The sequence below is a fragment of the Azonexus sp. GW821-FHT04F04 genome, assembly GCF_059420025.1.
In genome coordinates this window covers 72706-98616 of record NZ_JBWKSX010000010.1, presented here as the reverse complement: position 1 = coordinate 98616, position 25911 = coordinate 72706, and the positions used below count along the sequence as shown (strand labels likewise).

Annotated in this window: 24 protein-coding genes; 17 read left to right on the top strand and 7 right to left on the bottom strand. The window is 59.1% G+C overall.

What is annotated here, in order from left to right; translation table 11 throughout:
- The first annotated feature begins 37 nt into the window (after positions 1-37).
- The 17 genes from rfbD (at position 38) to AC07TV_RS17885 (ending at position 15864) form a co-directional block, all read left to right on the top strand.
- Complete coding sequence (rfbD, locus tag AC07TV_RS17965; protein WP_494649737.1) at positions 38-949, top strand: dTDP-4-dehydrorhamnose reductase; 912 nt, start codon at positions 38-40, stop codon at positions 947-949.
- A gap of 188 nt (positions 950-1137) precedes the next feature.
- Positions 1138-1884: a 30S ribosomal protein S2 gene (gene rpsB / locus AC07TV_RS17960; protein ID WP_494649736.1), complete on the top strand. Its 747-nt coding sequence runs from the start codon at positions 1138-1140 to the stop codon at positions 1882-1884.
- 56 nt (positions 1885-1940) lie between these two features.
- On the top strand, positions 1941-2840 hold the full coding sequence (gene tsf / locus AC07TV_RS17955) for a translation elongation factor Ts (RefSeq protein WP_494649735.1): 900 nt from the start codon (positions 1941-1943) through the stop codon (positions 2838-2840).
- A 14-nt stretch (positions 2841-2854) separates the two neighbouring features.
- Complete coding sequence (pyrH, locus tag AC07TV_RS17950; protein WP_226495333.1) at positions 2855-3571, top strand: UMP kinase; 717 nt, start codon at positions 2855-2857, stop codon at positions 3569-3571.
- 13 nt (positions 3572-3584) lie between these two features.
- The gene (gene frr, locus AC07TV_RS17945) at positions 3585-4142 is read left to right on the top strand and encodes a ribosome recycling factor (protein ID WP_226495332.1); all 558 of its coding nucleotides are present in this window, start codon (positions 3585-3587) and stop codon (positions 4140-4142) included.
- A 27-nt stretch (positions 4143-4169) separates the two neighbouring features.
- On the top strand, positions 4170-4931 hold the full coding sequence (gene uppS, locus AC07TV_RS17940; protein ID WP_494649734.1) for a polyprenyl diphosphate synthase: 762 nt from the start codon (positions 4170-4172) through the stop codon (positions 4929-4931).
- The gene (locus AC07TV_RS17935) at positions 4924-5754 is read left to right on the top strand and encodes a phosphatidate cytidylyltransferase (RefSeq protein WP_494649733.1); all 831 of its coding nucleotides are present in this window, start codon (positions 4924-4926) and stop codon (positions 5752-5754) included. The genes uppS and AC07TV_RS17935 overlap by 8 nt, the downstream gene beginning before the upstream one ends.
- A complete protein-coding gene (gene ispC, locus AC07TV_RS17930) occupies positions 5751-6947 on the top strand; it encodes a 1-deoxy-D-xylulose-5-phosphate reductoisomerase (RefSeq protein ID WP_494649732.1) in 1197 nt (398 codons plus the stop codon). The genes AC07TV_RS17935 and ispC overlap by 4 nt, the downstream gene beginning before the upstream one ends.
- Complete coding sequence (gene rseP, locus AC07TV_RS17925) at positions 6944-8311, top strand: RIP metalloprotease RseP (protein WP_494649731.1); 1368 nt, start codon at positions 6944-6946, stop codon at positions 8309-8311. The genes ispC and rseP overlap by 4 nt, the downstream gene beginning before the upstream one ends.
- A gap of 3 nt (positions 8312-8314) precedes the next feature.
- Entirely contained in the window at positions 8315-10597 is a 2283-nt protein-coding gene (gene bamA / locus AC07TV_RS17920; protein WP_494649730.1) for an outer membrane protein assembly factor BamA, read from the top strand.
- A 48-nt stretch (positions 10598-10645) separates the two neighbouring features.
- Positions 10646-11116, top strand: a complete 471-nt coding sequence (locus AC07TV_RS17915; RefSeq protein ID WP_226399765.1) for an OmpH/Skp family outer membrane protein — start codon at positions 10646-10648, stop codon at positions 11114-11116.
- A 1-nt stretch (position 11117) separates the two neighbouring features.
- Complete coding sequence (gene lpxD / locus AC07TV_RS17910) at positions 11118-12143, top strand: UDP-3-O-(3-hydroxymyristoyl)glucosamine N-acyltransferase (RefSeq protein WP_494649729.1); 1026 nt, start codon at positions 11118-11120, stop codon at positions 12141-12143.
- 22 nt (positions 12144-12165) lie between these two features.
- A complete protein-coding gene (gene fabZ / locus AC07TV_RS17905; protein ID WP_226399761.1) occupies positions 12166-12600 on the top strand; it encodes a 3-hydroxyacyl-ACP dehydratase FabZ in 435 nt (144 codons plus the stop codon).
- 1 nt (position 12601) lies between these two features.
- Entirely contained in the window at positions 12602-13372 is a 771-nt protein-coding gene (lpxA, locus tag AC07TV_RS17900; protein ID WP_494649728.1) for an acyl-ACP--UDP-N-acetylglucosamine O-acyltransferase, read from the top strand.
- A 1-nt stretch (position 13373) separates the two neighbouring features.
- Complete coding sequence (gene lpxB / locus AC07TV_RS17895) at positions 13374-14519, top strand: lipid-A-disaccharide synthase (protein WP_494649726.1); 1146 nt, start codon at positions 13374-13376, stop codon at positions 14517-14519.
- Complete coding sequence (gene rnhB, locus AC07TV_RS17890) at positions 14507-15097, top strand: ribonuclease HII (RefSeq protein ID WP_494649725.1); 591 nt, start codon at positions 14507-14509, stop codon at positions 15095-15097. The genes lpxB and rnhB overlap by 13 nt, the downstream gene beginning before the upstream one ends.
- The gene (locus AC07TV_RS17885; RefSeq protein WP_494649724.1) at positions 15094-15864 is read left to right on the top strand and encodes a TrmH family RNA methyltransferase; all 771 of its coding nucleotides are present in this window, start codon (positions 15094-15096) and stop codon (positions 15862-15864) included. The genes rnhB and AC07TV_RS17885 overlap by 4 nt, the downstream gene beginning before the upstream one ends.
- Here the strand turns inward: AC07TV_RS17885 and ppsR are convergent.
- From ppsR to AC07TV_RS17850, 7 genes are all read right to left on the bottom strand, one after another.
- Entirely contained in the window at positions 15856-16674 is an 819-nt protein-coding gene (ppsR, locus tag AC07TV_RS17880) for a posphoenolpyruvate synthetase regulatory kinase/phosphorylase PpsR (protein WP_494649723.1), read from the bottom strand. The two genes, AC07TV_RS17885 and ppsR, sit on opposite strands and share 9 nt — an antisense overlap.
- Before the next feature lie 9 nt (positions 16675-16683).
- Entirely contained in the window at positions 16684-19446 is a 2763-nt protein-coding gene (gene ppc / locus AC07TV_RS17875; RefSeq protein WP_494649722.1) for a phosphoenolpyruvate carboxylase, read from the bottom strand.
- Positions 19447-19556: 110 nt separating this feature from the next.
- A complete protein-coding gene (locus AC07TV_RS17870; protein WP_494649721.1) occupies positions 19557-20003 on the bottom strand; it encodes a universal stress protein in 447 nt (148 codons plus the stop codon).
- 74 nt (positions 20004-20077) lie between these two features.
- Positions 20078-22843, bottom strand: coding sequence for an FAD-binding and (Fe-S)-binding domain-containing protein (locus AC07TV_RS17865; RefSeq protein ID WP_494649720.1), 2766 nt, complete (start codon positions 22841-22843; stop codon positions 20078-20080).
- Between the two features lie 57 nt (positions 22844-22900).
- Positions 22901-24334: a LutB/LldF family L-lactate oxidation iron-sulfur protein gene (locus AC07TV_RS17860; protein WP_494649719.1), complete on the bottom strand. Its 1434-nt coding sequence runs from the start codon at positions 24332-24334 to the stop codon at positions 22901-22903.
- Positions 24331-25002 carry a LutC/YkgG family protein gene (locus tag AC07TV_RS17855; protein WP_494649718.1) on the bottom strand — a complete coding sequence of 224 codons (672 nt, stop codon included), beginning with the start codon at positions 25000-25002 and terminating at the stop codon, positions 24331-24333. The genes AC07TV_RS17860 and AC07TV_RS17855 overlap by 4 nt, the downstream gene beginning before the upstream one ends.
- Positions 24999-25781 (bottom strand): (Fe-S)-binding protein, encoded by a 783-nt coding sequence (locus tag AC07TV_RS17850; RefSeq protein WP_494649717.1) that lies wholly within the window; start codon positions 25779-25781, stop codon positions 24999-25001. Before AC07TV_RS17850 ends, AC07TV_RS17855 begins: the two co-directional genes overlap by 4 nt.
- Positions 25782-25911 lie beyond the last annotated feature (130 nt).

The window sequence follows — 25911 nt, the reverse complement described above, 5'->3', positions numbered from 1 at the left end:
GTGGCATACTTGCGCTCTTCGACATGCGAAATTTCCGATGACGATTCTTCTGCTCGGCAAGGATGGCCAGGTTGGCTGGCAACTGCAACGTTCGCTGGCGCCACACGGGGTTGTCGTGGCTTGTAGCCGCGCACAATGCGATTTGTCCGATGCGGAGCAGATTCGTTCCGTTGTTCGTCAGGTACGCCCTTCTATCATCGTCAATGCCGGCGCCTATACCGCCGTCGACAAAGCCGAGTCCGAACCTGAACTGGCCCGCTGCATTAACGCCGAAGCGCCCGGCATTCTGGCTGAGGAGGCTGCCGTGCTCGGCGCCTTGCTGGTCCATTATTCGACCGACTACGTCTACGACGGCAGCAAATCATCGCCCTATGTCGAAAGCGATCCAACCGGGCCGCAAAGTGTTTACGGGCGGACCAAGCTGGCTGGCGAGGAGGCGATTCGCGCCGTCGGTGGCCGGTCGCTGATTTTCCGCACCAGCTGGGTGTTTGGCGCGCGTGGTGACAATTTCGTCAAGACCATCCTGCGTCTGGCGCGGGAAAAGGACCGCCTCAATGTCGTCGATGACCAGATCGGTTCGCCGACCCCGGCGGCATTGATCGCGACGGTGACCGGCGTCGTGCTGGCCATGGTTCGCCACGGTCAACCGGAAAAAATGGCCAAAAATGAAATCTACCATCTGGCCGCAGCACGACCGGTCAGCTGGTGCGAGTTCGCCCGGACCATCGTCGGGCTGGCCGGACAGATGCCGGGCTTCAACCTGCGCCTGAAGCCGGAGGAGATGCATGCCATCACGACAGCGGAATATCCGGTGCCGGCCCGGCGTCCAGCCAATTCGCGTCTCGACTGCACCCGCCTGGAAACCGACTTCGGCTTGCAGATGCCCGACTGGCAACCGTATCTGGCGCGCATGTTGCAGTTGCTGGCACTCAAACAGAACGGTTATTGAGCTTCCGGAATGCCTGTTCTGCTGCTATAATCCGCAGGTTTTTCTCAGCCGTTATGGCTGAAAAAACGGTGGTCTGCACGGTGCAGGCGACCAAAATCCACACATCCGCCGATTAAGGGTGTCTGCCAGAATTCAATAATGGCGGGCGTTTCAGGCGGGTGGAGGTACAACCCTTAAGGAGTTTTACAATGTCCGTTACCATGCGCGAAATGCTGGAAGCCGGTGTCCACTTCGGTCACCAAACCCGTTTCTGGTCCCCCAAGATGGCTCCGTATATCTTCGGTGCCCGCAACAAGATTCACATCGTCAATCTCGAAAAGACCCTGGCCAAGTACAACGAAGCCATGGCATTCGTGAAGAAGCTGTCGGCTAATCGTGGTTCCGTCATGTTCGTTGGCACCAAGCGTCAGGCTCGCGAAATCATCGGTGAAGAAGCGCTGCGCGCCAAGTCACCGTTCGTCGACCAGCGTTGGCTGGGTGGTATGCTGACCAACTTCAAGACCGTCAAGACCTCGATCAAGCGTCTGAAGGACATGGAACTGGCTGTTGAGGCCGGCGAACTGGAAAAGATGCCGAAGAAGGAAGCGCTGACCTTCCGTCGCGAACTGGAAAAGCTCCAGAAGTCCATCGGCGGTATCAAGGAAATGGCCGGCCTGCCGGATGCCATCTTCGTCATCGACGTCGGCTACCACAAGATCGCCATCACCGAAGCCGAAAAGCTCGGCATCCCGGTCATCGGCGTGGTCGATACCAACCATTCCCCGGACGGCGTTGCATACGTCATCCCGGGTAACGACGACTCTTCCCGTGCCATCCAGCTCTACGCCCGTGGGGTGGCTGATGCCATTCTTGAAGGCCGCAATCAGGTCATGCAGGAAATCGTTAGCGCCGGTGGCGATGACGAGTTCGTCGAAGTCGTCGACGCAGCTGAATAAAGTTGTAACGGCGGAGCGCTAAGCTCCGCCTGTTTTAAAAGCTCAGGAGAAAAAATATGGCGGCAATTACCGCAGGCATGGTGGCAGAACTGCGCGGCAAGACCGACGCACCCATGATGGAATGCAAGAAGGCCTTGACCGAAGCCGATGGCGACATGGCCAAGGCTGAAGAGATCCTCCGCGTCAAGCTGGGCAACAAGGCCTCCAAGGCCGCGACCCGCGTGGCCGCTGAAGGTATCGTTGCGGTCAGCATTTCCGAAGATGGCAAGCTCGGTGCAATCATCGAAGTCAATAGCGAAACCGACTTCGTTGCCAAGAACGACGAATTCATCGCGCTGGCCAATGGCTCGGCCAAGCTGGTTGCTGAAAAGAATCCGGCTGACGTCGCTGCGCTGTCCGCGCTGCCGATGGGCGAGGGTACTGTTGATTCGACCCGTGCTGCACTGGTCGGCAAAATCGGCGAAAACATGTCGATCCGCCGCTTTGCCCGTTTCGAAGCCAAGGGCAAGCTGGTTTCCTACATCCACGGTGGCGCCAAGGTTGGTGTCGTGATTGACGTGGTTGGCGGCGACGAGCAACTGGCCAAGGATCTGGCGATGCATATCGCTGCCTCCAAGCCGAAGGCGCTGGATGCCTCGGGTGTTTCCCAGGAACTCCTGGACACCGAGCGTCGTATCGCCATCGAAAAGGCTCGTGCCGACAACAAGCCGGAAGCCATGCTCGAGAAGATCGCCGAAGGTACCGTCCAGAAATATCTGAAGGACGTGACCCTGCTGGCTCAAGTCTTCGTCAAGGCTGCCGACGGCAAGCAAACCATCGAGCAACTGCTTAAGGCCAAGGGCGCTTCGGTCGCTGGCTTTGCACTGTTCGTGGTCGGCGAAGGCATCGAGAAAAAGGTTGACGACTTCGCTGCTGAAGTCGCTGCCCAGGCTGCTGCTGCCGCTGCCAAGAAGTAAAGAAAGGAACGCTGATGTCTGCACCCAAGTACAAGCGAATTCTCCTGAAACTCTCCGGCGAGGCCCTCATGGGCAATGACGCCTACGGCATCAACCCGCAGACCATTGCGGGTATCTGCGGAGAGATCAAGGCGGTCGCCGACATGGGTGTCGAAATCGGCGTCGTGATCGGCGGTGGCAACATCTTCCGTGGTATGGCCGGTACGGCCACCGGGATGGATCGCGCCACTGCAGATTACATGGGCATGCTGGCCACGGTGATGAACGCCATGGCGCTGTCCGACGCCTTCCGCCAGTGCGGTCTCAATGCCCGCGTGCAGTCGGCGCTGAATATCGAGCAGGTTGTCGAGCCGTACATCCGCGGCAAGGCCATCCGCTACCTTGAAGAAGGCAAGATCGTCATCTTTGGTGCCGGTACCGGCAACCCCTTCTTTACCACCGATACCGCTGCAGCATTGCGCGGCTCGGAAATCGGCGCCGAAATCGTCCTCAAGGCGACCAAGGTCGATGGTATTTACTCGGCCGACCCCAAGAAGGATCCGCTGGCGACCCGCTATGACAAGATCAGCTTCAATGAAGCGATTTCCAAGAATCTGGCGGTCATGGATGCGACCGCCTTCGCGCTGTGTCGCGATCAAAAATTGCCGATCAACGTGTTTTCCATCTTCAAGACCGGCGCGCTGAAGCGCGTGGTCTGTGGCGAAGATGAAGGTACGCTGGTCTATTGCTGAGGGAGACTAATAAATGATTCCTGAACTCAAGAAAACTGCTGAAGCCAAGATGCAGAAGTCGCTGGAAGCACTGCGACTTGATCTCCAGAAAATTCGCACCGGCCGCGCCCATACCGGCTTGCTCGATCACGTCCAGGTCGATTACTACGGCTCCATGGTCCCTGTGAATCAGGTGGCCAACATTACGCTGGTTGATGCCCGGACCATCGGCGTGCAGCCGTGGGAAAAGGCCATGCTGCAAAAGGTCGAAAAGGCCATTCGTGATTGCGATCTCGGCCTGAATCCGGCTTCGCAGGGCGAACTCATTCGTGTGCCGATGCCGGCGCTGACCGAAGAGCGTCGCAAGGAAATGATCAAAATCGTCAAGACCGAAGGCGAAGGCGTCAAAGTAGCCATTCGCAACCTGCGCCGTGACGCCAATACCCACCTGAAGGATGCGCTGAAAAAGGGCGAAATTCCCGAAGATGACGAGCGCAAGGCTCAAGACGACGTCCAGAAACTGACCGATCGTTACATCGTTGAAGTCGACAAGATGCTCGCCGCCAAAGAGGCCGAGCTCATGCAGGTTTAAGCCGGTTCCGCTCGGGTTCCCGGCTGCATGGCCTTCTTTTCCAGTTCAACTCGACAGGTTCCGCCAACGGCGGTCGTGCCTCAGCACGTCGCCGTCATCATGGATGGCAATGGCCGTTGGGCGAAGAAACGCTTCCTGCCGCGCGTCGCCGGTCATGTCAAAGGTGTCGAGCTGGTACGCGAGATGGTTCGCGCCTGTCTTGAGCGTGGCATCCAGTACCTGACCCTCTTTGCATTTTCGTCCGAAAATTGGCGTCGACCGCAGGACGAGGTGTCGCTACTCATGCAGCTCTTCGTCAAGGCGCTTGAGCAGGAAGTCGACAAGCTCGACCGCAATGGCGTTCGCTTGCGCATCATTGGCGACCTGTCCCGTTTCGAACCGCGTCTGCAAGAGCTGATTCGCCAAGCCGAGACAAGGACTGCCGGCAATACCCGTCTTGACCTGACCATCGCCGCCAACTACGGCGGCCGTTGGGACATCATGCAGGCGACCAATCAAATGCTGGCCACCCAGCCCGAAAAGCGCGACGGCTGGCAGGAGAGTGATCTCGAACCGCATTTGTCGATGAGTTTTGCGCCGGAGCCCGATCTGTTCATTCGCACCGGTGGCGAGGAGCGGATCAGCAATTTCCTGCTCTGGCAACTGGCCTACACCGAGCTTTACTTCACGCCTGTACTCTGGCCTGATTTCGACACGGCCGAGTTCGACAAGGCGATCACATCGTTCCAGCAGCGCGAACGTCGCTTTGGCCGGACCAGCGAACAACTGGTGGAAAAGCCGAATGCTTAAAACACGCGTCATCACTGCGCTGGTCCTGATGGCGTTGCTGTTGCCCAGTCTGTTTTATTCATCGCAGGCCGGTTGGGCCCTCCTTGTCGCCGGTTTCATCGGTGTCGCAGCCTGGGAGTGGGGCGCCTTGCTCGGCTGGCCGGGTGGCCGCCGTATCTTCCTTGGTGTAGCGACAGCCCTGTTTTGCGCGCTCTTATCTGTCGTCGTTCCGGAAGCTATCGGGGCCGGCGAAGTCTCGGTGCCAGCGCCGCCTTGGGTTTTGATTGCCTACGCGGTGGCCGCAGGTTTCTGGTGTCTGGTCATGCCGCTCTGGCTGAAAAACAAGTGGTCGCTTGGCGGCTTCTCGGGCCTTTTGGTCGGCGCCGTGGTCCTCTTGCCGACCTGGCTGGCCATGGTCCAGTTGCGGATGCTCGGTGCTGGCGCGCTACTCGGTATTTTTGCCGTCGTCTGGATGGCTGATATCGCCGCCTATTTTTCCGGAAAAGCTTTCGGCAAGCACAAACTGGCGCCAACGATCAGCCCGGGCAAGACCTGGGAGGGCGCCATAGGCGCCGGCGTTGGCGTGGTTATTTATGGCATGGTTGTTCGCCAATTGTTCGGACTGGAGTTCATGTCTTTGCCGGTGTGGATCGCTGCGCTGGTTGGTGTGACGGCTGTCAGCATCGTCGGTGATCTCTACGAGTCACTGCTCAAGCGTAAGGCCGGCATCAAGGACAGCAGCAATATTCTGCCCGGACATGGCGGCGTGCTTGATCGCATTGACAGCCTGACCTCGACACTGCCCGTCGTCGCCCTTGTCTGGCTCTTGTTCGCAGCCCGGTGAGCGCGACCTTGCAGAACATTACTGTACTCGGTTCAACCGGCTCGATTGGCGTCAGCACGCTGGATGTGATCCGGCGTCATCCTGGTCGCTACAGGGCGTTTGCCCTTTGCGCACATAGTCAGCTTGAAAAGCTGTTCGAACAGTGCATTGAGTTTCGGCCTCGTTTTGCGGTGCTCCGCGATGCTGCGCTGGCGGCCCAATTAGCTAAACGTTGCCATGATGTCGGGTTGGATACGGAAATCCGCCACGGCGTCGAAGCACTCGTCGAATTGTCGTCTCTGGCGGAAGTCGATGCGGTGATGGCAGCTATCGTCGGCGCTGCTGGCCTGGAGCCAACGCTTGCTGCTGCGCGGGCAGGCAAAAAGGTCATGCTGGCGAACAAAGAAGTGTTGGTTATGGCCGGCGAGTTATTCATGCGCGCGGTGCGCGAGAATGGCGCGTCGCTGCTTCCAGTCGATAGCGAACACAATGCCATTTTTCAGTCTCTGCCCGGTGATTTTGCGCAGGGGCTGACGCAATGTGGCGTCCAGAAAATATTGTTGACTGCATCTGGTGGCCCGTTCCGCAACACCCCCTTGACCGATCTGGCGAACGTGACACCGGATCAGGCCTGCGCCCATCCAAACTGGGTGATGGGGCGCAAGATTTCTGTCGATTCGGCGACCATGATGAACAAGGGGCTGGAAGTCATCGAGGCGCGCTGGCTGTTTGATGCGCCGCCGGAAATGATCCAGGTTGTCGTCCATCCGCAAAGCGTGATTCATTCTGCCGTTCAGTACGTTGATGGGTCGGTTCTGGCGCAAATGGGAAACCCTGACATGCGCACGCCCATTGCTTACGCGATGGCCTGGCCTGAGCGCATTGTTGCAGGGGTCGAGTCGTTGGACCTGTTCAAGATTGCCCGTCTGGATTTTGTGGCACCCGATTTCGAACGATTCCGTTGTCTGCAACTGGCCTATGACGTGTTGCGCGAAGGTGGCACGGCCCCCGCCATCCTCAATGCCGCCAACGAAGTCGCGGTCGCGGCTTTCCTCGACGGGGCTTTGCCATTTCTGGGTATTGCGAAACTCGACGAAGCGGTCCTGCAGGCTTTGCCGGCCGGTCCGGAAGGCAGCCTGGCCGATGTGCTGGCGGCCGATGCCGAGGCCCGTCAGTTGGCCCACAAAATGGTTCGGGAACGCTCTCTCGCGTGAACAGCGTTCCGTTTTACCTCGCTGCCTTTCTGGTGGTCCTTGGCGTCCTGATTGTCGTGCATGAGTTGGGGCACTATCTGGCGGCAAGGCTGTGCGGCGTCAAGGTGCTCCGCTTTTCGGTCGGCTTCGGACGCATGCTGTGGAGAAAGCGGCTGGGGATTGATCAGACGGAGTGGGCGATCAGTATATTTCCGCTGGGTGGCTACGTAAAAATGCTCGACGAGCGTGAGGGCGCGGTTGCGGAGAAAGATATTCATCGCACCTTCAATCGGCAGAGTGTCGGCAAGCGCAGCATCATCGTCGCCGCCGGCCCGCTGGCCAATTTTGCATTGGCCATTCTTCTCTATTGGGCAGTCTTCATGCATGGCAGCGAGGAATTGCTGCCTGTGCTTGGTGCGCCACCTATTGGTACGCCGGCTGCCATGGCAGCCATCGTGAACGGTGAGCAGGTCAGGGCAGTCGACGGTCAGCCAGTGGCGACCTGGAATGATCTGCGCTGGGTTCTGTTGCAAAAGGCGATAGATCAAGAAAGTGTAGCGCTTGAAGTAGTCAACGAGCGCGACGAAATAGCTGTCCGCCATCTTTATTTGGCTGCTGCTGGGGAACAAGGCTGGGAGGGTGATGCACTGGAGCGTCTGGGGGTGCGCTTCTATCGGCCGGATTTGCCGGCTGTAATAGGCAAGGTTGTCACCAATGGCGTCGCCGACCGGGTTGGTTTGTTGCCCGGCGACCGGGTATTGTCGATTGCTGAAAAGGATGTTTTCTCCTGGTATGACTTGGTCGCAATCATTCGCGACTCGGCGACAAAATCGATCCGTCTCGAGGTGGAGCGTCAAGGCGAGATTGTTGCGGTCGACTTGGTTCCAGAGTCAGTTATGGAGCGTGGACAGACGGTCGGGAAAATTGGCGTAGCAGTCGCTGATGGCCCGAAACCCCGTCGGGAAGTGAAAACCTTCATCAGCTACGGAATGGTTGAGGCTGCTGGCAAGGCGCTTGATGAAACTTGGGACAAGTCGATATTCAGCCTGGTCATGATGGGCAAGATGCTGACCGGTGAAGTTTCATGGAAAAACCTTTCAGGGCCGGTGACCATTGCCGACTATGCTGGTCAGTCGGCGCGTCTTGGGCTTGATTATTATCTCAAGTTCATGGCGCTGGTCAGTATCAGCCTGGGGGTGTTGAATCTGCTTCCCATACCGGTGCTGGATGGTGGCCATTTGTTGTATCATGTGCTTGAAGTCGTCATGCGTAGGCCGCTTTCAGAGCGAGCCATGGAAATTGGGCAGCAAGTAGGTATGTCCATTCTGTTCGCCTTGATGGCTTTCGCCTTTTTTAATGACTTGACCCGCCTGTTTAACGGCTGAACGATGAAAAAATCCCTGTTGTCCATCCTGATTGCTGGCCTGTTCTCTACACCTGCGCTGGCTTTCGAACCTTTTGCAGTGAAGGACATCCGGGTCGAAGGTATTCAGCGTACCGAAGCGGGCACGGTCTTCGGGTATTTGCCGGTCAAAGTCGGCGAGACGCTGACTGACGAGAAGGCTGCGCAGTCGATCAAGGCACTATTCGCCACCGGCTTTTTTAAGGATGTACGGATCGAAGTCGAGAAGGACGTCATGGTGGTTGTCGTCCAGGAGCGTCCGGCTATCGCGACGATCAATTTTGTCGGTCTCAAGGAGTTTGACAAGGATGTCATCGTCAAGGCGCTCAAGGAAACGGGTATTGCCGACGGGCGCATCTTCGACCGGGCCCTGCTGGAAAAGGCCGAGCAGGAACTCAAGCGTCAGTATCTGACGCGTGGCAAGTATGCCGCCAGTATCACGACGACCGTAACACCGCTCGAGCGGAATCGTGTCGGTATCAATTTCAATATCGAAGAAGGTGTAGCAGCCAAGATCAAGCAGATTAATCTGGTCGGTGCCAAGTCCTTCTCCGAAAAAGAGTTGCTCAGTCAGTTCGAGCTGACGACGCCCGGTTTGTTGAGCTGGTATACCAAGAACGATCAGTATTCACGGCAGAAATTGTCGGCTGACCTGGAAAAGCTGAAGTCCTTCTACATGAATCAGGGGTATCTGGAATTTGCGGTCGAGTCGACGCAGGTTTCAATTTCTCCAGACAAGCAGGATGTGTACATCACTGCCAACATTGTTGAAGGCGAGCGCTTCCAGGTTTCATCTGTGAAAATGGCTGGTGACTTTTCGATTCCTGAAGATGAGTTGAAAAAACTGGTCACCATCAAGCCGGGCGATGTGTTCTCGCGTGAAAAGCTGAATGATACGACCAAGGCCATCAGCGACCGTCTTGGCAAGGAGGGCTATGCCTTTGCCAACGTCAATGCCGCGCCGGAAATCGACAAGGAAAAACGCAAGGTGGCCTTCACCATCTTCGTCGATCCAGGCAAGCGGGTTTACGTCCGTCGTGTCAATGTAACCGGCAACACCAAGACGCGCGATGAGGTCATCCGCCGCGAAATGCGCCAGATGGAAGGCGGTTGGTACGATGCAGACAAGGTCACTGCTTCGAAGCAGCGCATTGACCGACTGGGTTATTTTGGCGATGTCGCTATCGAGACGCCTGCCGTGCCGGGTACTGCCGATCAGTTGGATGTTAATGTCAATGTGACGGAAAAACCGACCGGCAACCTGATGCTGGGCGTGGGTACCTCCAGCACCGATAAAATCATCCTGTCGGGCTCGATCGCACAAAACAACTTTATGGGCAGCGGCAACAACGTAGCGATTCAGGTGAATTCTGCCAAGACTTACCGGACCTACGTGTTTTCCTACACCAATCCGTATTTCACGCAGGATGGTGTCAGTCAGGGTTTCGACCTCTATCAACGGACCGTTAATACAACATCCACTGCCATTGCCGCCTACAGTTCATCGTCTTATGGCGGTGGGCTGCGCTTTGGTTTCCCGATTGGGGAAAAAGAGTCGATTGGTCTCGGTCTTGGCGTTGATTCGACGACTATTACGACCTACGATACAAGTCCCGATTATTATCGTAATTACGTCAAGGAATTTGGCGCAACAAACCTTTCCATTCCATTGACTGTAAGCTGGGCCAGTGATGGCAAGGATAGCTACTTCTTCCCGACGCGAGGGACCTTCCAGAAGGCCTCCGTTGAGGTTGCTTTGCCGGGTGGTGATCTGACTTACTACCGCGCCACATACCAGTTGCAGCATTTCATACCACTCAATTCCAGATTTACCTTGATGCTGAATGGCGAAGTCGGCTATGCCGAAGGATATGGTGACTCCGGCCTTCCATTCTTCAAGAATTTTTACGCGGGTGGTATCGGGTCGGTGCGTGGTTTCAAGGCATCCAGCCTTGGCCCGGTTCAGACTGATTCGAGTGGTAACCAATACCGACTTGGTGGCAGTCGCCGCGTGATTGGCAATGCCGAATTGTTGTGGGGTATCCCCGGCATGGAGAAAAGCTTCCGCATGGGTTGGTTCTTTGATGCTGGCCAAGTCTATGGGAATGATGCTGCTCAGTCTTCCAGTGGCCTTCGCTACTCGACTGGCTTGTCGGCATCGTGGATTTCCCCGATCGGTCCGCTAAAATTCAGCTTTGGTCGGCCGCTTAACAAGCAAGCCGACGACAAGTCCGAGTCTTTCCAGTTCCAGATGGGCACCACGTTTTAATTCAGGAGCGTCAAGTTGAAAATCAAGTCAGTTGTTCTCGCATCGTTGATGTCTGCATTGTTTGTAACTGGTGCGGTCGCCTCCGAGTTGAAGGTTGGTTACGTCAATACGCAGCGCATTTTCCGTGATGCGCCGGCCGCCCAAAAGGCCGCCAAGAAGCTGGAAGGCGAGTTCGCCAAGCGCGATCAGGATCTGCAGCGCATGGCCAAGCAGTTGCAGGGGCTTCAGGAAAACCTGGAAAAGAACTCCGTGACCATGGCGGAGAGCGAGCGCCGGACCAAGGAAAAGGAATTCGGCGAGATTTCGCGCGAATTCCAGCGTCGCCAGCGTGAGTTCCGCGAAGACCTGAATCTTCGCCAGAACGAAGAAAACGCCGCGGTCATCGAGAAAGCCAACAAGGCGATCAAGCAGATTGCCGAAAATGAGAAATATGACCTGATTCTGCAGGATGTTGTTTGGGTCAGCCCCCGTCTGGACATCACCGAACGTGTGATCAAGGCGCTGTCGGAAGGTAAGTAATATGGTTGGTTTGGGTGAGATTTCTTATACTCTTGCCGACATCGCCGCCCAATTGGGCGGCGATGTGCTTGGAGACCCGGAAACGCGTATTTCACGCGTGGCGCCGCTGGTTTCTGCCGCTGAGGGCGAGATTACTTTCCTGGCCAATCCGAAATTCCGGAGTCAGCTGGCAAGCAGCAAGGCATCGGCCGTTATTTTGCGCCCGGATGCTGCTGGCGAGTTTTCCGGGGCACGTATTGTCACCAGTAATCCTTATGCCTACTACGCTCGGGTTACCGCACTGCTGAATCCTCAATCTGCTGGCTTCCGCGGGGTGCACGCCAGTGCCGTGCTTGAGTCTGCCATTCCAGATAGTGTTGCCGTCGGCCCGAACGTGGTTATCGGCCATGGGGTAGCCTTGGGTGAAAACGTGGTCATTCATGCCGGCTGTGTGATTGGCGATGGCGTCTCGATCGGCGACGGGTCGGTTCTGTATCCCAACGTCGTTGTTTATTACGGATGCCGAATTGGGCGCGGCTGCATACTGCATTCCGGCGCAGTGATCGGTGCCGACGGATTTGGCTTCGCACCGGATGGGCGGTCCTGGGTAAAAATTCCGCAGATTGGCGGGGTGGTGATTGGCGACGATGTAGAAATTGGCGCCAATACGACAGTTGACCGTGGCGCACTGGAAGATACCGTGGTTGGCGATGGTTGCAAGATCGACAATCTGGTTCATGTTGGACACAACTGCAGGATCGGTGCCAACAGCGTGTTGGCAGGATGTACGGGTGTTGCCGGTAGCACCGTATTCGGTGAGCATTGCATTGTCGGCGGTGCCGGCATGATTTCCGGGCACCTCAATATTGTTGGCGATACAACGATTTCCGGTGGTTCGACAGTCATGAAGAGCATTATGAAGCCAGGGGTTTACACGAGCGTTCAACCGCTCGATACGCATGAAGACTGGTTGCGCAATGCATCGCATATTCGTCGGCTTGCCAAGCTTGCGGACCGTGTTGCTGAACTTGAGAAAAAACTTAAATAAAATTATGCAAGGGGTTGATTAAATGGATATTCAAGCAATCATGGAGCACCTGCCGCACCGCTACCCGTTCCTGCTGGTCGACCGTGTTGTGGAGATTGAGCTGGGCAAGTCCATCCATGCCTACAAGAATGTGACGATCAACGAGCCTTTCTTCATGGGACATTTTCCGCATCATCCAGTGATGCCGGGGGTGCTGATCATGGAGGCGTTGGCGCAGGCGGCAGGTATTCTGTCGTTCAAGTCGATGTCCGAGAAGCCGTCGGCTGATACGGTTTTTTACTTTGCCGGTATCGATGAAGCGCGTTTCAAGAAGCCGGTATTGCCGGGTGATCAGTTGCATTTGCATGTCGAGATTGAGCGCCATATGCGTGGTGTCTGGAAATTCAAGGGTGAAGCGCGCGTTGATGGCCAATTGGCGGCAGAGGCACGTCTGATGTGCGCCCAGCGGAAGCTCTAAAATGATCCATTCGACTGCCATTGTCGATCCGGGCGCCAAGATCGGCGCCAATGTCGAGATCGGGCCGTATTCGATCATTGGTCCGCATGTCGAGATCGGTGACAACACCGTCATCGGTCCGCATACCGTGATTCGTGGTCATACCCGGATTGGTCGAGACAATCGGGTCTTCCAGTTTTGTTCGCTTGGCGAGGTACCTCAGGACAAGAAATACGCTGGTGAGCCGACACGTCTGGAAATCGGCGACCGCAACGTTATCCGTGAGTTCTGCACCTTCAATCTCGGCACGGTGCAGGATGTGGGTGTCACGCGTCTCGGCGACGACAACTGGATCATGGCTTATGTGCATATTGCGCACGATTGCCAGGTCGGCAACAAGGTTACGTTTGCCAACAATGCTTCGCTCGCCGGTCATGTCGTGGTCGATGACTGGGCGATTCTGGGCGGTTTTACCGGCGTCCACCAATTTTGCCGCATCGGTGCGCACGTCATGACTGCCGTCAGCACGGTGATTCTGCAGGATGTACCGCCATACCTTATGGCGGCTGGGAATACGGCGACCCCTTACGGAATCAATGTCGAAGGCCTGAAGCGTCGCGGTTTTTCGGCGGAATCGATCACCTCGCTCAAACGTGCCTACCGCACACTCTACAAGTCCGGGCTGCTGCTCGAAGAAGCCAAGAGCAAGCTGATCGAGGACGCCAGGACGCAACCGGATCTGCAGCGCCTGGTCGACTTCCTCGAGGTATCCAAGCGAGGCATCATTCGCTGATATGGGTCGCGCCGTACGGATTGCCATGGTGGCGGGGGAGCCTTCCGGGGATCTCCTGGCCAGCCACCTTATCGCCGCCTTGAAAGAGCGTTTGCCGGATGCCGTGTTCTTTGGCATCGGCGGGCCGCGCATGGAATCGCAAGGTTTGGAAGCCTGGTGGCCGATGGAGAAGTTGTCGGTCATGGGTTATGTCGATGCCCTGAAAAACTACCGGGAGATTTCCGGTATTCGCCGCCAGTTGAAAAAGCGTCTGCTCGATATCAAGCCCGATATCTTCATTGGTGTCGATGCGCCGGATTTCAATCTTGGGCTGGAAACCAGCCTCAAGTCGGCTGGGGTCAAGACCATCCATTACGTCAGCCCGTCGATCTGGGCCTGGCGGGGCGGGCGCATCAAAAAGATTGCCCGTGCCGTCCATCGCGTCCTGGCGCTATTCCCCATGGAGCCGCCGCTCTATGAAAAAGAGCACATTCCGGTGACCTATGTCGGGCATCCGCTGGCCGACATCATTCCGCTGCAAACCAGCAAGCAGGCTGTGCGCGAAAAACTTGCCTTGCCGCGCGACTATCCTATTTTTGGCATGCTGCCGGGGAGCCGTCAGGGCGAACTGGCGATGATGGCCGATACATTCGTGCAGACCGCCAAATTGATAGTAGAGCGTTTGCCCAACGCGATATTTGTCGTGCCGCTGACGACTCGTGAAACGCGCCTCCAGTTTGAAACGGCGATTTATCGCCAGCAGGCCGGTGAAGTTCCTTTCAGGTTGCTTTTTGGTCATGCCCAGGACGCCTTGGGGGCCGCCGATGTGTCGCTCGTCGCCAGCGGAACGGCGACGCTTGAAGCGGCACTGATCAAGCGGCCGATCGTCATTACCTACAAGATCGCCAAGTTTTCCTACTGGCTCATGAAGCGCATGGCCTATCAGCCCTATGTCGGGCTGCCCAATGTGCTGGCCGGGCGTTACGTCGTGCCGGAAATCCTGCAGGACGAAGCGACACCGGAAAACCTGGCTGAGGCGCTGCTCAAGCTGTATGAGGACAAGGAAAATGCCGCGGCGGTTGAAGAGGCATTTACCGACATTCATTTGCAGCTACGTCAGAACACGGCGGAAAAGGCCGCCAACGCGGTCATTGAATGCCTGAACTGATCGTTCCGCAAGGCCTCGTCTGCGGTATCGACGAGGCCGGGCGTGGTCCGCTGGCCGGTACAGTCGTCGCTGCGGCCGTCATTCTCGATCCGCTGCGACCAATTCCCGGTCTAAACGACTCGAAAAAACTCAGTGAAAAGAAGCGCGATGCGCTTGCCATCCTGATCCGTGAACGGGCAGTGGCCTGGGCGGTGGCCTCGGCCTCGGTCGAGGAGATTGATAGCCTGAACATCCTCCACGCCACGATGCTGGCCATGCAACGGGCTGTTGCCGGGCTGGCCGTGCGGCCAACGGGAGCCATGGTCGATGGCAACCGTTGCCCGAAACTGGATATTCCCTGCGAAGCGGTGATCAAGGGTGATGGCAAGATCGCGTCGATCGCCGCTGCCTCGATCCTCGCCAAGACGGTGCGCGATGCCGAGATGCTGACCTTGCATGCGCAATACCCGATGTACGGTTTCGACCGGCACATGGGTTATCCGACCGCCGCCCACTTTCAGGCGCTCGAAGAGCATGGTGCTTCGCCGGTGCATCGCCGCAGCTTTGGCCCGGTAGCGAAGCAGCTATCACTGTTATGAAACTGATCCAGTCGCGCGACAACCCGTTTTTCAAAGCGCTCAAGCGGCTGGCCGAGTCCGGGCGAGAGCGCCGAAAAACCGGGCAAACACTGCTCGATGGCGTGCATCTGGTCGAGGCTTACGAGGCCGCTTTCGGGCCGGTGGACACCTTGATCGTTGCCGAATCGGCGCAGGCTGGCGGCGAAGTGGCCGGGTTTGTCGACGGCCGGGAAACGGTCGTTCTGGCTGATAGCCTGATGCGTGACCTCGGCCTGGTTGATACGCCGAGCGGTTTGCTGGCACTGATCAGGACGCCGGGCGCAAACGCCACGGTCAACCGGGAAAAAGACGCAATTTTGATAGATGGGGTGCAGGACCCCGGCAATGTCGGCACCTTGCTGCGCACGGCGGCGGCGGCTGGCATCGAGCAGGCTCTGCTGTCACCTGGCTGCGCCTCGGCCTGGTCGCCCAAGGTTCTGCGCGCCGGGCAGGGGGCACACTTCGCCCTGACTGTGCATGAAGAGGTCGATCTGGCCGGGTTTATGGCTGTTTATCAGGGAACGACGGCGGTCACCACGCTGGAGCAGGCCACCTCGCTTTATGAGGCGGACTGGGAAGGGCCGCTGGCCTGGGTGTTCGGCGCCGAGGGCCAGGGGGTCAGCGCCGAGCTTATTGCCGCCGCCCAGCTCAGAATTCGTATTCCGATGCCGGGCGCGGTGGAGTCGCTCAATGTCGCAGCGGCTGCTGCGGTGTGCCTGTTTGAGGCGCTGCGCAGGAAGTTAGCGTAGCTTCAATTCCTGCAAAATCGTCGTCGATATTTCCTCGATCGACTTGGTTGATGAATCCAGCCAGCGAATCCCTTCGCGGCGCATCATTTTTTCGGCTTCGGCGATTTCGTAACGGCAATTGGCCAGCGAGGCGTACTTGCTGCCGGCGCGGCGTTCTTCACGGATTTGGGTGAGACGTTCGGGCTGGATGGTCAGGCCGAACAGCTTCGAGCGATGTCTTTCGAGGGTGCTCGGCAGGCGACCACGGTCGAAATCTTCGGGAATCAGCGGGAAGTTGGCGGCTTTGAGGCCGAACTGCATGGCCAGATAGAGCGAGGTCGGTGTCTTGCCGCAGCGTGAGACGGCGACGAGGATGACATCGGCTTCTTCAAGGTCGCGGTCGGTGATCCCGTCGTCGTGGGCCAGCGTGTAGTTGATTGACTCGATGCGCTGCTTGTACTCGGAACTTTCAGCCGAGCCATGCGAGCGGCCGACCGTGTGGTTTGACTTCCTGCCCAGTTCGGCTTCCAGCGGGGCCAGGAACGATTCGAAATAGGACAGGCAGAAGGCGTCGGATTGATGGACGAGGCTGGCCAATTCGGGATTGATCAGCGTCGTGAAAACGATCGGCCGCATGCCGTCCGATTCGCCCTGGGCATTGATTCGAGCAACCGCTTCCTGGGCTTTCTCAACGGTTTTGAGAAAGGGGATGCGGATCTGCTTGAACTCGATATCCTCGAACTGGGTCATCAGGCTGTGACCGAGGGCTTCGACTGTCAGGCCGGTACCGTCCGAGACAAAAAAGACTGTGCGTTTGATAGGGGTAGGCATGCGCTGATTTTACCCGCTGTTGCGCAGTCCGGAAGCAACGCCATTGATCGACAGGTGGATGCCGCGTGCCACGCGCTCGTCGGTTTCGCCGGCCCGGTGACGCTTGAGGAGCTCGACCTGCAGGTGGTTGAGCGGGTCCATGTAAGGCGAGCGGAGTTGCAGCGAGCGCTTGAGCATCGGGTTGTCGGCGAGGAAATCGTCCTGTTCGAGAATGGCCAGCAGGTGTTTTTTGGTCTGCGCCCATTCCGCCTTGATCTGGCTGAAAATCCGTTCGCGCAGGCCGGCATCGGTAACCAGTTCGGCATAACGCGAGGCGATGGCGAGGTCGGTCTTGGCCAGCACCATGTCCATGTTGGAGAGCAAGCTCTGGAAGAAGGGCCAGGATTTGACCATGCGGCGCAGCGTCGTCAAACCTTCAGGATTGGTAGCTAAATACCCGTCGACCGCAGCACCGAAGCCGTACCAGCCCGGCAGCATGAGCCGGCATTGGGCCCAGCTGAAAACCCAGGGAATCGCGCGCAGGTCTTCGATGCGCTCGGAGGCTTTGCGCGAGGCCGGGCGGCTGCCGATGTTGAGCATGGCAATTTCGGATACGACCGTCGATTGCCGGAAATAGGTCGTGAAGCCTGGCGTTTCATAAACCAGGCCGCGATAGGCATTGAAGGCGCGCAGCGAGAGATCGTCCATTACGGCGTGGAACTGTTCAGCCGGCTCGACCTTGTTTTCGTGGTCGGTCAGGCTGGCTTCGAGCGTCGCGGCGAGCAGCACTTCGAGGTTGCGGCGACCGGTGTCGGCGTTGCCGTATTTGGTCGAAATCACTTCGCCCTGTTCGGTCAGGCGGATCTGGCCGGAAACGGCGCCGGCCGGCTGGGCCAGGATGGCGTGATAGGTCGGGCCGCCACCGCGGCCAACCGAGCCACCGCGGCCGTGGAACAGGCGCAGGCGAACGCCGTGCTGCCTGAAAACCTGGGCCAGCTCGATCTCGGCCTTGTAGAGTTCCCAGCCCGAGGTCAGGAAGCCGCCATCCTTGTTGGAGTCGGAATAGCCGAGCATGACTTCGTGCTCGTCACCACGGCCGGCGATCAGCTCGCGGTAGGCCGGGATGGCGAAGACGCCGGCCATCGTCGCCGCGCTCTTCTGCAAGTCCTCGATGGTCTCGAAGAGCGGGATGATGTTGACGTTGAGCTTCGGCTTGGCGCCCGGCAGCAGCAGGCCGGATTCCTTGAGGAGCAGGGCGAGTTCGAGCAGATCGGAAACACCGTCGGTTTTCGAAATGATGCAGTTGGGCAGGGCGGCGGCGCCGTAGCGCTGGCGCAGTTCGTTGGCGGTGAAGAAAATGGCCAGTTCGCCCTGGGTTTCTTCCGAATACGTCAGGTAGGGCGAGTAAAGCGGGCGCGGCGTGCTGATTTCCACGGTCAACAGGGAAATTCGCTCATTTTCGGAAAGTGCTTCGTAATCGGGGCAACGGCCGGCCGCGGCCAATAGTTCGGCGACGCTGCGGGCATGGACTTCCGAGTTCTGGCGCAGGTCGATCGGGGCCAGGTGAAAGCCGAAGATCTGGACGCCGCGCATCAGTCGGCGCAGGCGGCCGCCGGCCAGCTTGCCGCTGCCGTTGAGCTTGAGCGAATTGGCCAGCACCTTGAGGTCGGCGCGCAGAGCGTCCGGCGTGGCGTAGGGTTCGGCGTGGCCGATTTCGTGGCGGACTGGCTCGACTTGGTCGAGGCTGCGGGCTGTCGCGGCCAGTCGGGCGTAGATGCCGGACAAGGCGCGGCGATACGGCTCGTCGGCACGCTGCGGCGAGTGGTCGGTTGAGTGCTCGGCCAGGGCCAGCAGTTCCGGCGTGACCTTGACCAGCAGGTCGGAGAGCGGCAGTTCGCCGCCCAGTTCGTGGATTTCGTCGAGATAGTGATTGAGCGCCGCGGCCGATTGCAGGCGCAGGGCTTCGCGGAGGATGTCAGCGGTGACGAACGGGTTGCCGTCACGGTCGCCGCCGATCCAGCTGCCGACGCGGAAGAAGGGCGGCAGCGCCCAATGCGTGTCGGGGTAGCGCTTCTGCAGTTGCTGCGTCGCCTGGATGTAGAGGCGCGGCAGTTCGGTGAAGAAGGTTTCCTTGAAATAGGTGATGCCGTTCTTGACCTCGTCGAGCACCTTGAGGCGCACCGGGCGCAGCATGCGCGACTGCCACAGGGTGAGGATGGAATTGGCGATGCCGAGATCGTTCTCGGCCTGTTCTTCCGGCGTCATCTGCAAGCGTTCGCGCTGGTCGAGCAGGCGGGCCAGATCGCGGTGATTGCGGATCAGGCTTTGGCGCTGGACTTCGGTCGGATGCGCGGTGAGGACCGGGGCGACGACGGCGTGGGCGAAGAAATCGGCGATGGCCTCCGGCGAGACTGCTGCGGTCGACAGGGAATCGAGGGCAAATATCAAACTGCCTTCGCGTGGCGGCGAGCCGGCCAGATCGTGGGCGCGCCGCCGGCGGATGTGGTGCTCGTCCTCGGCGATGTTGGCTAGTTGCAGGAAGTAGCTGAAGGCGCGGACGACGGCTTGCGTCGTGTCGCGCGGCAGCGGGTCGAGCAGCGCGGCAAGTTCGTTGCGGGCGGCCGGGTCGCCGTCGCGGGCGAAGCGCACGGCGGTCTGGCGGACGCGCTCGACGATGTCGTAGACCGATTCGCCCTCCTGCTCACGGACTGTATCGCCGAGGATGCGGCCAAGCAGGCGAATATCGTCGCGAAGGGGTTCGTCCTTGCTGGTGTCCAGTGAGGCTTGATGCATGAGCTGTTTCCTGATCGAGTTCTTCGGTATTGTTGGTTTTTCTCGATATTCTGACCTTTGCGCAACAGGCTGGCAATCAGAATATATGTGTTTTATACCGCGATGGCTGCTTAGTGCTTTCTGACCAAAAGTACCGACGCATCGGCTATCTTGGCCAGTTGTTCGGCCACCGAACCAAGAATCAGCGTGGCCAGGCCGCGCTGGCCGTGACGGCCGATGACGATGAGGTCGACGCCCAGGTCCTTGGCCTTGTCGGAAATGACTTCGGAAATTCGGCGGTTGCTGGCTTCGAGCATCAGTGCTTCGGCATCGACATCGGTAGCCGAGGCCATGGCATCGTCGAGCAACTTTTGTCCGCCCTTGATCAGATTGGCCACGGCACCGTCGAGATTGACGGCGTGGGACATGGCGTGTCCATGCAAGTTCAGGACGGTTTCGTCGGCGACGTGGGTGATGTAGAGCTTGGCGTTGCTCGTGCGGGCGATGTGCAGCGCCTCGGCCAGTGCGCCGCGGGAGGTGGCGCTGTCGTCGATGGCGACCAGAATCTTCTTGTACATGGGTGTTCTCCTTGAATTTGTGTAATCGGGCGTAACTTAGCAATTCGCCGGGGTTTGCGCTGTTAGGGAAATCCTCAACACGTTTGGGGTTTTCGGCTGCATCGCTCAAGCAAATAGGCGATGGACTGGTAGTTGATTCCGGTTTCGGCAGTCAGGCCGATTTCGCAGGTCCGGTTGGTCGACACGCCACAGGTGCAGTTGGCCGGTAGTTCATCGTGAATCTTGCGCAGGGCATGGCGGTTCAGTTCGGGTACGACGAAACCGCGGTCACCGGCAAAGCCGCAACAGGTGACGCCGGCCGGCTCGACGATCTGCTCGACGCAGGCGGCAAGCAGCGTTTTGAGCTTGGCATCGCCGCCCGTTTTCCGGACGCTGCAATTGACGTGCAGGGCGACGGGGCCGGGCTCCCTGGTGATCATCAGGCGCGGCAGCAGCGCGTCGTGGGCGAATTCGTGGAAGTCGTAGAGCTTCAGGCGGCCAGCGAGGTGCTTTTGCATGCGAACCGAGCAGGCGCTGGCGTCCATGATCACCGGGTATTTGCCGTTCTGTGAGGCCTTCATGAGCACCGCCTCAAGGGTGTTCGACATGCCGTCTGCTTCCTGGGCCATGCCCTTGCTCGCCAGCATCTGACCGCAGCACAGGCTGTCGAAACCTTCCGGCAGGATCGGTGCATAGCCGGCGCGGGTTAGTAGCTCGATGATGACGTCGCCGAGTTGTTTTTCACCGGCGGTCGATGGCCCGAAGATGCGGCCGCCGCAGGTCGGGAAGTAGACCACAGGGTCGCCCTGAGTCGTCCGTGCCACCGGGACTTTCCCGGCGTGCGGCATGTTCTTCTTCCAGGCGCCGCCTGAAATGCGGCCGAGGAAGTTGTCACCGAGGACACCGGAAACGGCGTGGCCGACATTCAGACCAAGGCGCGAGGCGTTGGCCAACGTGCCGAAATGCTCGCCGGTCCATGCGTTGACGGCGCGGGTTGTGTCGCCAAGACGACGCCCGCGCAGGCGGCGGGTCAGGTCGCCTGTATCAATGCCGACCGGGCAGGCGGTCGAGCACAGGCCGCAGCCGGCACAGGTGTCGAGGCCCATGTAGGCGTAGTCCTCGCCGACGCTGCCAGCCGGCTCGCCGGCGGCAGCACGTCGCGCCAGTTCGCGCACGCTGGTGATGCGCTGGCGTGGCGACAGGGTCAGCCGGTGCGACGGGCAGAGCGGTTCGCAGAAGCCGCATTCGATGCAGCGGTCGACGATGTCCTCGGCGGCCGGCATCGGCTTGAGGTTTTCGAGGTGGGCGTGCGGGTTGTCGTTGAGGATGACGCCCGGGTTGAGGCGGTTGTCCGGGTCGAACAGGGCCTTGATCCGGCGCATCAGGTCGGCCGCCTCCTTGCCCCATTCCAGTTCGACGAAGGGCGCCATGTTGCGGCCGGTGCCGTGCTCGGCCTTGAGCGAGCCGTCGTATTTGTCGACGACCATGTGGCAGAGGTCGTCCATGAAGCGGGCGTAGCGGTCGACTTCGCTGGCATCGCCGAAATCCTGGGTGATGACGAAGTGCAGGTTGCCTTCTAGCGCGTGGCCGAAAATGATCGCCTCGTGATAACCGTGGTGGCGGAGCAGGGCCTGCAGGTCGAGCGTGGCGTCGGCCAGGTTTTCGATGTGGAAGGCGACGTCCTCGATGAGTACCGTGGTGCCCGTCCGGCGCATGGCGCCAACGGCCGGGAAGGTGCCCTTGCGGACCTTCCAGTACATCTCGCAGGTGGCCGGGTCGGTCGAGAAAACCATCGGCTCGACGGTGGCGACGCCTTCCATCGCGGCATGGACTTGCGAAATTCGCTCATTTATCCCGTCGACCGTGGAAGAGCGCACTTCAATGAGCAGCGCGGCGGCTTCCTCGCCCAGTTCGCGCATGATGGCCGGCAAGCCGGGCTTGTTTTCGACCGAGTGCAGGGCCGGGCGGTCGAGCAGTTCGACGGCCGATACCGGCTGCGGCTTGAGGCGGATGACCGCCTCGCAGGCGGTGCGGATGTCCGGGAAGAAAACCAGCGCCGACGCCTTGAACGGGTCTTCGACGACGGTGTTGTAAGTGATGCGCGAAATGAAGCCGAGCGTGCCTTCCGAGCCGATCATCAGGTGGCTCAGGATGTCGATCGGTTCTTCGTAATCGATCAGTGCATTGAGGCTGTAACCGGTGGTGTTCTTGATCTTGAACTTGTGGCGGATGCGTTCGGCCAGTTTGGTGTTGTTGCGCGTGTCGCGACCCAGTCGCTCGAGTTCGCCGAGGAGGACGGCATGGCTTTTCGAGAAGGCATCGACGCTCAGGTGATCCTCAGTGTCGAGGCAACTGCCATCGGCCAGCATGATGCGCATGCCGGCCAGCGTCCGGTAGCTGTTCTGGGCTGTGCCGCAACACATGCCGGAAGCGTTGTTGGCGGCGATGCCACCGATCTTGGCGGCGCCGATGGAAGCCGGATCGGGGCCGATCTTCTTGCCGAACGGGGCGAGTCGGCGGTTAACTTCGCCGCCGACGATGCCGGGGCCAACCTTGACCCTGCTCGCATCGGCGTTCTGTTCGTAGGTGGCAAAACCTTCGCCAATCAGTGCCAGGATGCCATCGGTAATGGCCTGGCCGGAAAGACTGGTTCCGGCGGCCCGGAAGGTGACCGGGCGGTGGTGCTGCCTGGCAGTCTGCAGCACGGCGCGCGCTTCTGCCTCGTTTTCGATGACGGCGATGACCTCGGGGGTCAAGCGGTAGAAGCTGGCGTCGGTACCGTAGGCCAGGCGACGGAGGTCGTCGACGATGATCTGGTGCGGCGGGAGGTGGTCGCTCAAGGCGTGGATGAGGTCGCTCATGGGTTTGTCTCTTGGTAATTATTTTTTGCTTTGGGCTTTAATTGACATGGGAAAGCATCATTCCCCGCGTTCCTTCAACATGTCCCGCAACCGCTTCGGCGCCGGCTTCAAAGGCACCCGAACCGAAGTCCAGGCCCCTTGCTTCGATGGCATTAGCCACGAAAGCCGACTCCCCAACCAGGTCGCCGCACCGTACAAGGAAGGCGAGCGATACACCGCAGCCCATCCCTTCCAGACGGAAGTCATCAACCAGCTATACCCCGCTCCCTGACCAACCATCGCCGGATTCGCATGTGGCTCGGAAAACGCCTCCTCCCGCAAGCGCATCAGCAGCTCCGGAATCGGAATCTTCACCGGGCAAACTTCCCCGCAAGCGCCACACAAGGATGAGGCTGTAGCCATTGTCGACGTCGCTTCCAGCCCCAGCATGTGCGGCGAAATGATCTTGCCGATCGGCCCGGGATAGGTCGTCCCGTAGGCATGTCCGCCAATCCGCGTATAAACCGGGCAGTGGTTCATGCACGCCCCGCAGCGAATGCACTGCAGCGTCTTGCGCAACTGCTCGTCGGCATAGGCTTGCGAGCGGCCGTTGTCGAGCAGCACCAGATGCACTTCGCTCGGCCCATCCTTCTCGCCAGCCTTGCGCGGGCTGGAGATCATGTTGAAGTAGGTCGAGATGTTCTGGCCGGTCGCCGAGCGGGTGAGCAGGGAGAGCAGCGGCGGGATGTGTTCGAGTTTCTCGACGATCTTCTCGATGCCGGTGATGGCGATATGCACCGGCGGCGCCGTGGTACACATCCGACCGTTGCCTTCGTTCTCAACCAGACACAGCGTACCCGTTTCGGCGACGGCGAAATTGACGCCGGAGAGGCCGATGTCAGCCTCCAGAAATTTCTGCCGCAGGACATTGCGACCGATCTGGATCAGCGCATCGACGTTGTCCGTGTAATCGACGCCTTCGACCTTGTCGGCAAAAAGTTGGGCGATCTCCTGCTTGGTCTTGTGGATGGCCGGCATGATGATGTGCGACGGCTTTTCACCGGCCAGCTGGACGATGTACTCGCCCATGTCCGACTCCAGCGCGCCGATGCCGGCCGCTTCGGCGGCGTGGTTGAGTTCGATTTCCTCGCTGACCATCGATTTGCCCTTGACCATCAGTCTGGCGTGGCGCGCCTGGCAGATGCCGAGAATGATGGCGTTGGCTTCGTCCGGCGTTTCAGCCCAATGGACCTGGATGCCGTTGCGCGTCAGGTTGGCTTCGAGCTGCTCGAGCAAGGTCGGCAGCTTGGCGAGATTGTACTGACGGATGCTTTCGCCCAGTGTGCGCAGGCTTTCCAGTTCTTCCGAATCGGGAAACTGCGCCGCCCGTTTGCTCATCAGGAAATCCATGGCGCCGCGGAAGCTCTGGCGCAGGAAGGGATTGTCGACGACGGCCTTGGAGCGGGTGCGGAAACCTTCGGCCGGCTTGAAGTGCAGGGTGTGCTCGCTCATTGCTCGTCCTCCGTCAGCATCAGCACAACCAGTTCTTTCGGTCCGTGCGCGCCATAGGCCAGCGTCTGCTGGATGTCGGCCGTCTTGGACGGGCCGGAGATGAGCAGCGAATTGGTCGGCAGGCCATTGGCCCAGCCTTCCGCCTGCATCGCTTCGAAAAAGGTGTTGTAGATTTTGTTCGCGTCGAGCAGTACGAAATGAACGGGCGGTACCAGCGACATAAGGCGCGGCTCGGCGGCATCGGGCCAGAGGATCAGCGTGCCGGTCTCGGCGATGGCGGCACGGGCGGCGGTCAGGCTGGCCGGGGTGGCGTTGAACATCTCGGTTTTCCAGGCTTCGATGGCCATGTCGTAAACCGGGCAGGCTATGCCTTGTGCCGGGAACTCATCGAGCACGGCGCAGCCATGCGTTGTTTCCTCGCTCACCAGGATCTTGTCGAGCCCCTTGGCGCGCAACACCTCGCGCAGGGTGGTCAGCCAGTTGGCGGTCGTCACGGCGTGCACTTCGGCGTGCGCCAGTTCGATGCAGGCACGGAAGCGACTGGCCTTGTCGGCCGCCGATTCAACGACGCGGTGCGTGGCAAACCAGCCGGCGACATCGGGCAGGTCTGCCACGGTCGACGGCATTTTTGCCTTTAATTTCGAAAGAATCCGGTCACGGGCGCTCATTTCGATGTCCTCCGCAACAGGAAGCTGGCGATGTGTTCGCCGGGCAGGGTGGGTTTTGAGAGGCCAGCCTGCTTGTCCTTCCAGGCAGCGTGGCCGAGGATGTTCATGAGGCAGCCGCAATCGGCGCTGACGACGCGCTCGGCGCCGGTCGCCTTCAAGGCCTTGACCTTGTCCTCAACCATCGCCCCGGAAATTTCGGGCTGCTTGACCGAGAAGGTGCCGCCGAAACCGCAGCATTCCGATTCATGGTCCTGCTGTGCCACGGTCACTTTGCCAAGGCCGCCGAGCAACTTGCGTCCGGTCAGGTGGACGCCCATTTCGCGGCGCGCAGAACAGGAAGTGTGGAGTACGACCGTGCAGTCGCCACCCCTGTCTTCGGGCTGGAAGTTCAAAACGTTGACCAGGAAGTCGGTCAGCTCATAAATGCGCGCCGAGAGCGCTTCAGCCTGGGCCTTGCGCACCGGATCGGCGGCGAAGAGCGTCGGATAGTGATGCTTCATCATCCCGGCACAGGAACCGGACGGCACGACCACTGGCCAGTCGTTGGGAAAGAGCGTCAATTGATGTGCCGCGACCTTGCGTGCTTCGTCGGGAAATCCGCTCGTGTAGGCCGGTTGACCGCAGCAAGTCTGCTCATCGGGAAAGTGCACGCGAATGCCTTGGCGTTCAAGCAGGGTAATGGCATCCATCCCTGCGCCGGGAAAGAACTGGTCGACGACACAGGTGGCAAAAAAATAAACGTCGTCAGGCCGTGGCACTGCGGATTCCGGTTGTTTCATCTTGTCTCCGTTGTGAATTATTTAACGGTAAAATGGTAAGACCAATATTTATGCAGGTCAAAATTTACGTGAATACCGTGACTTAGTCAATAAAGTAAGGGAATATCCTACACTTGCGCTTTACCGAAAC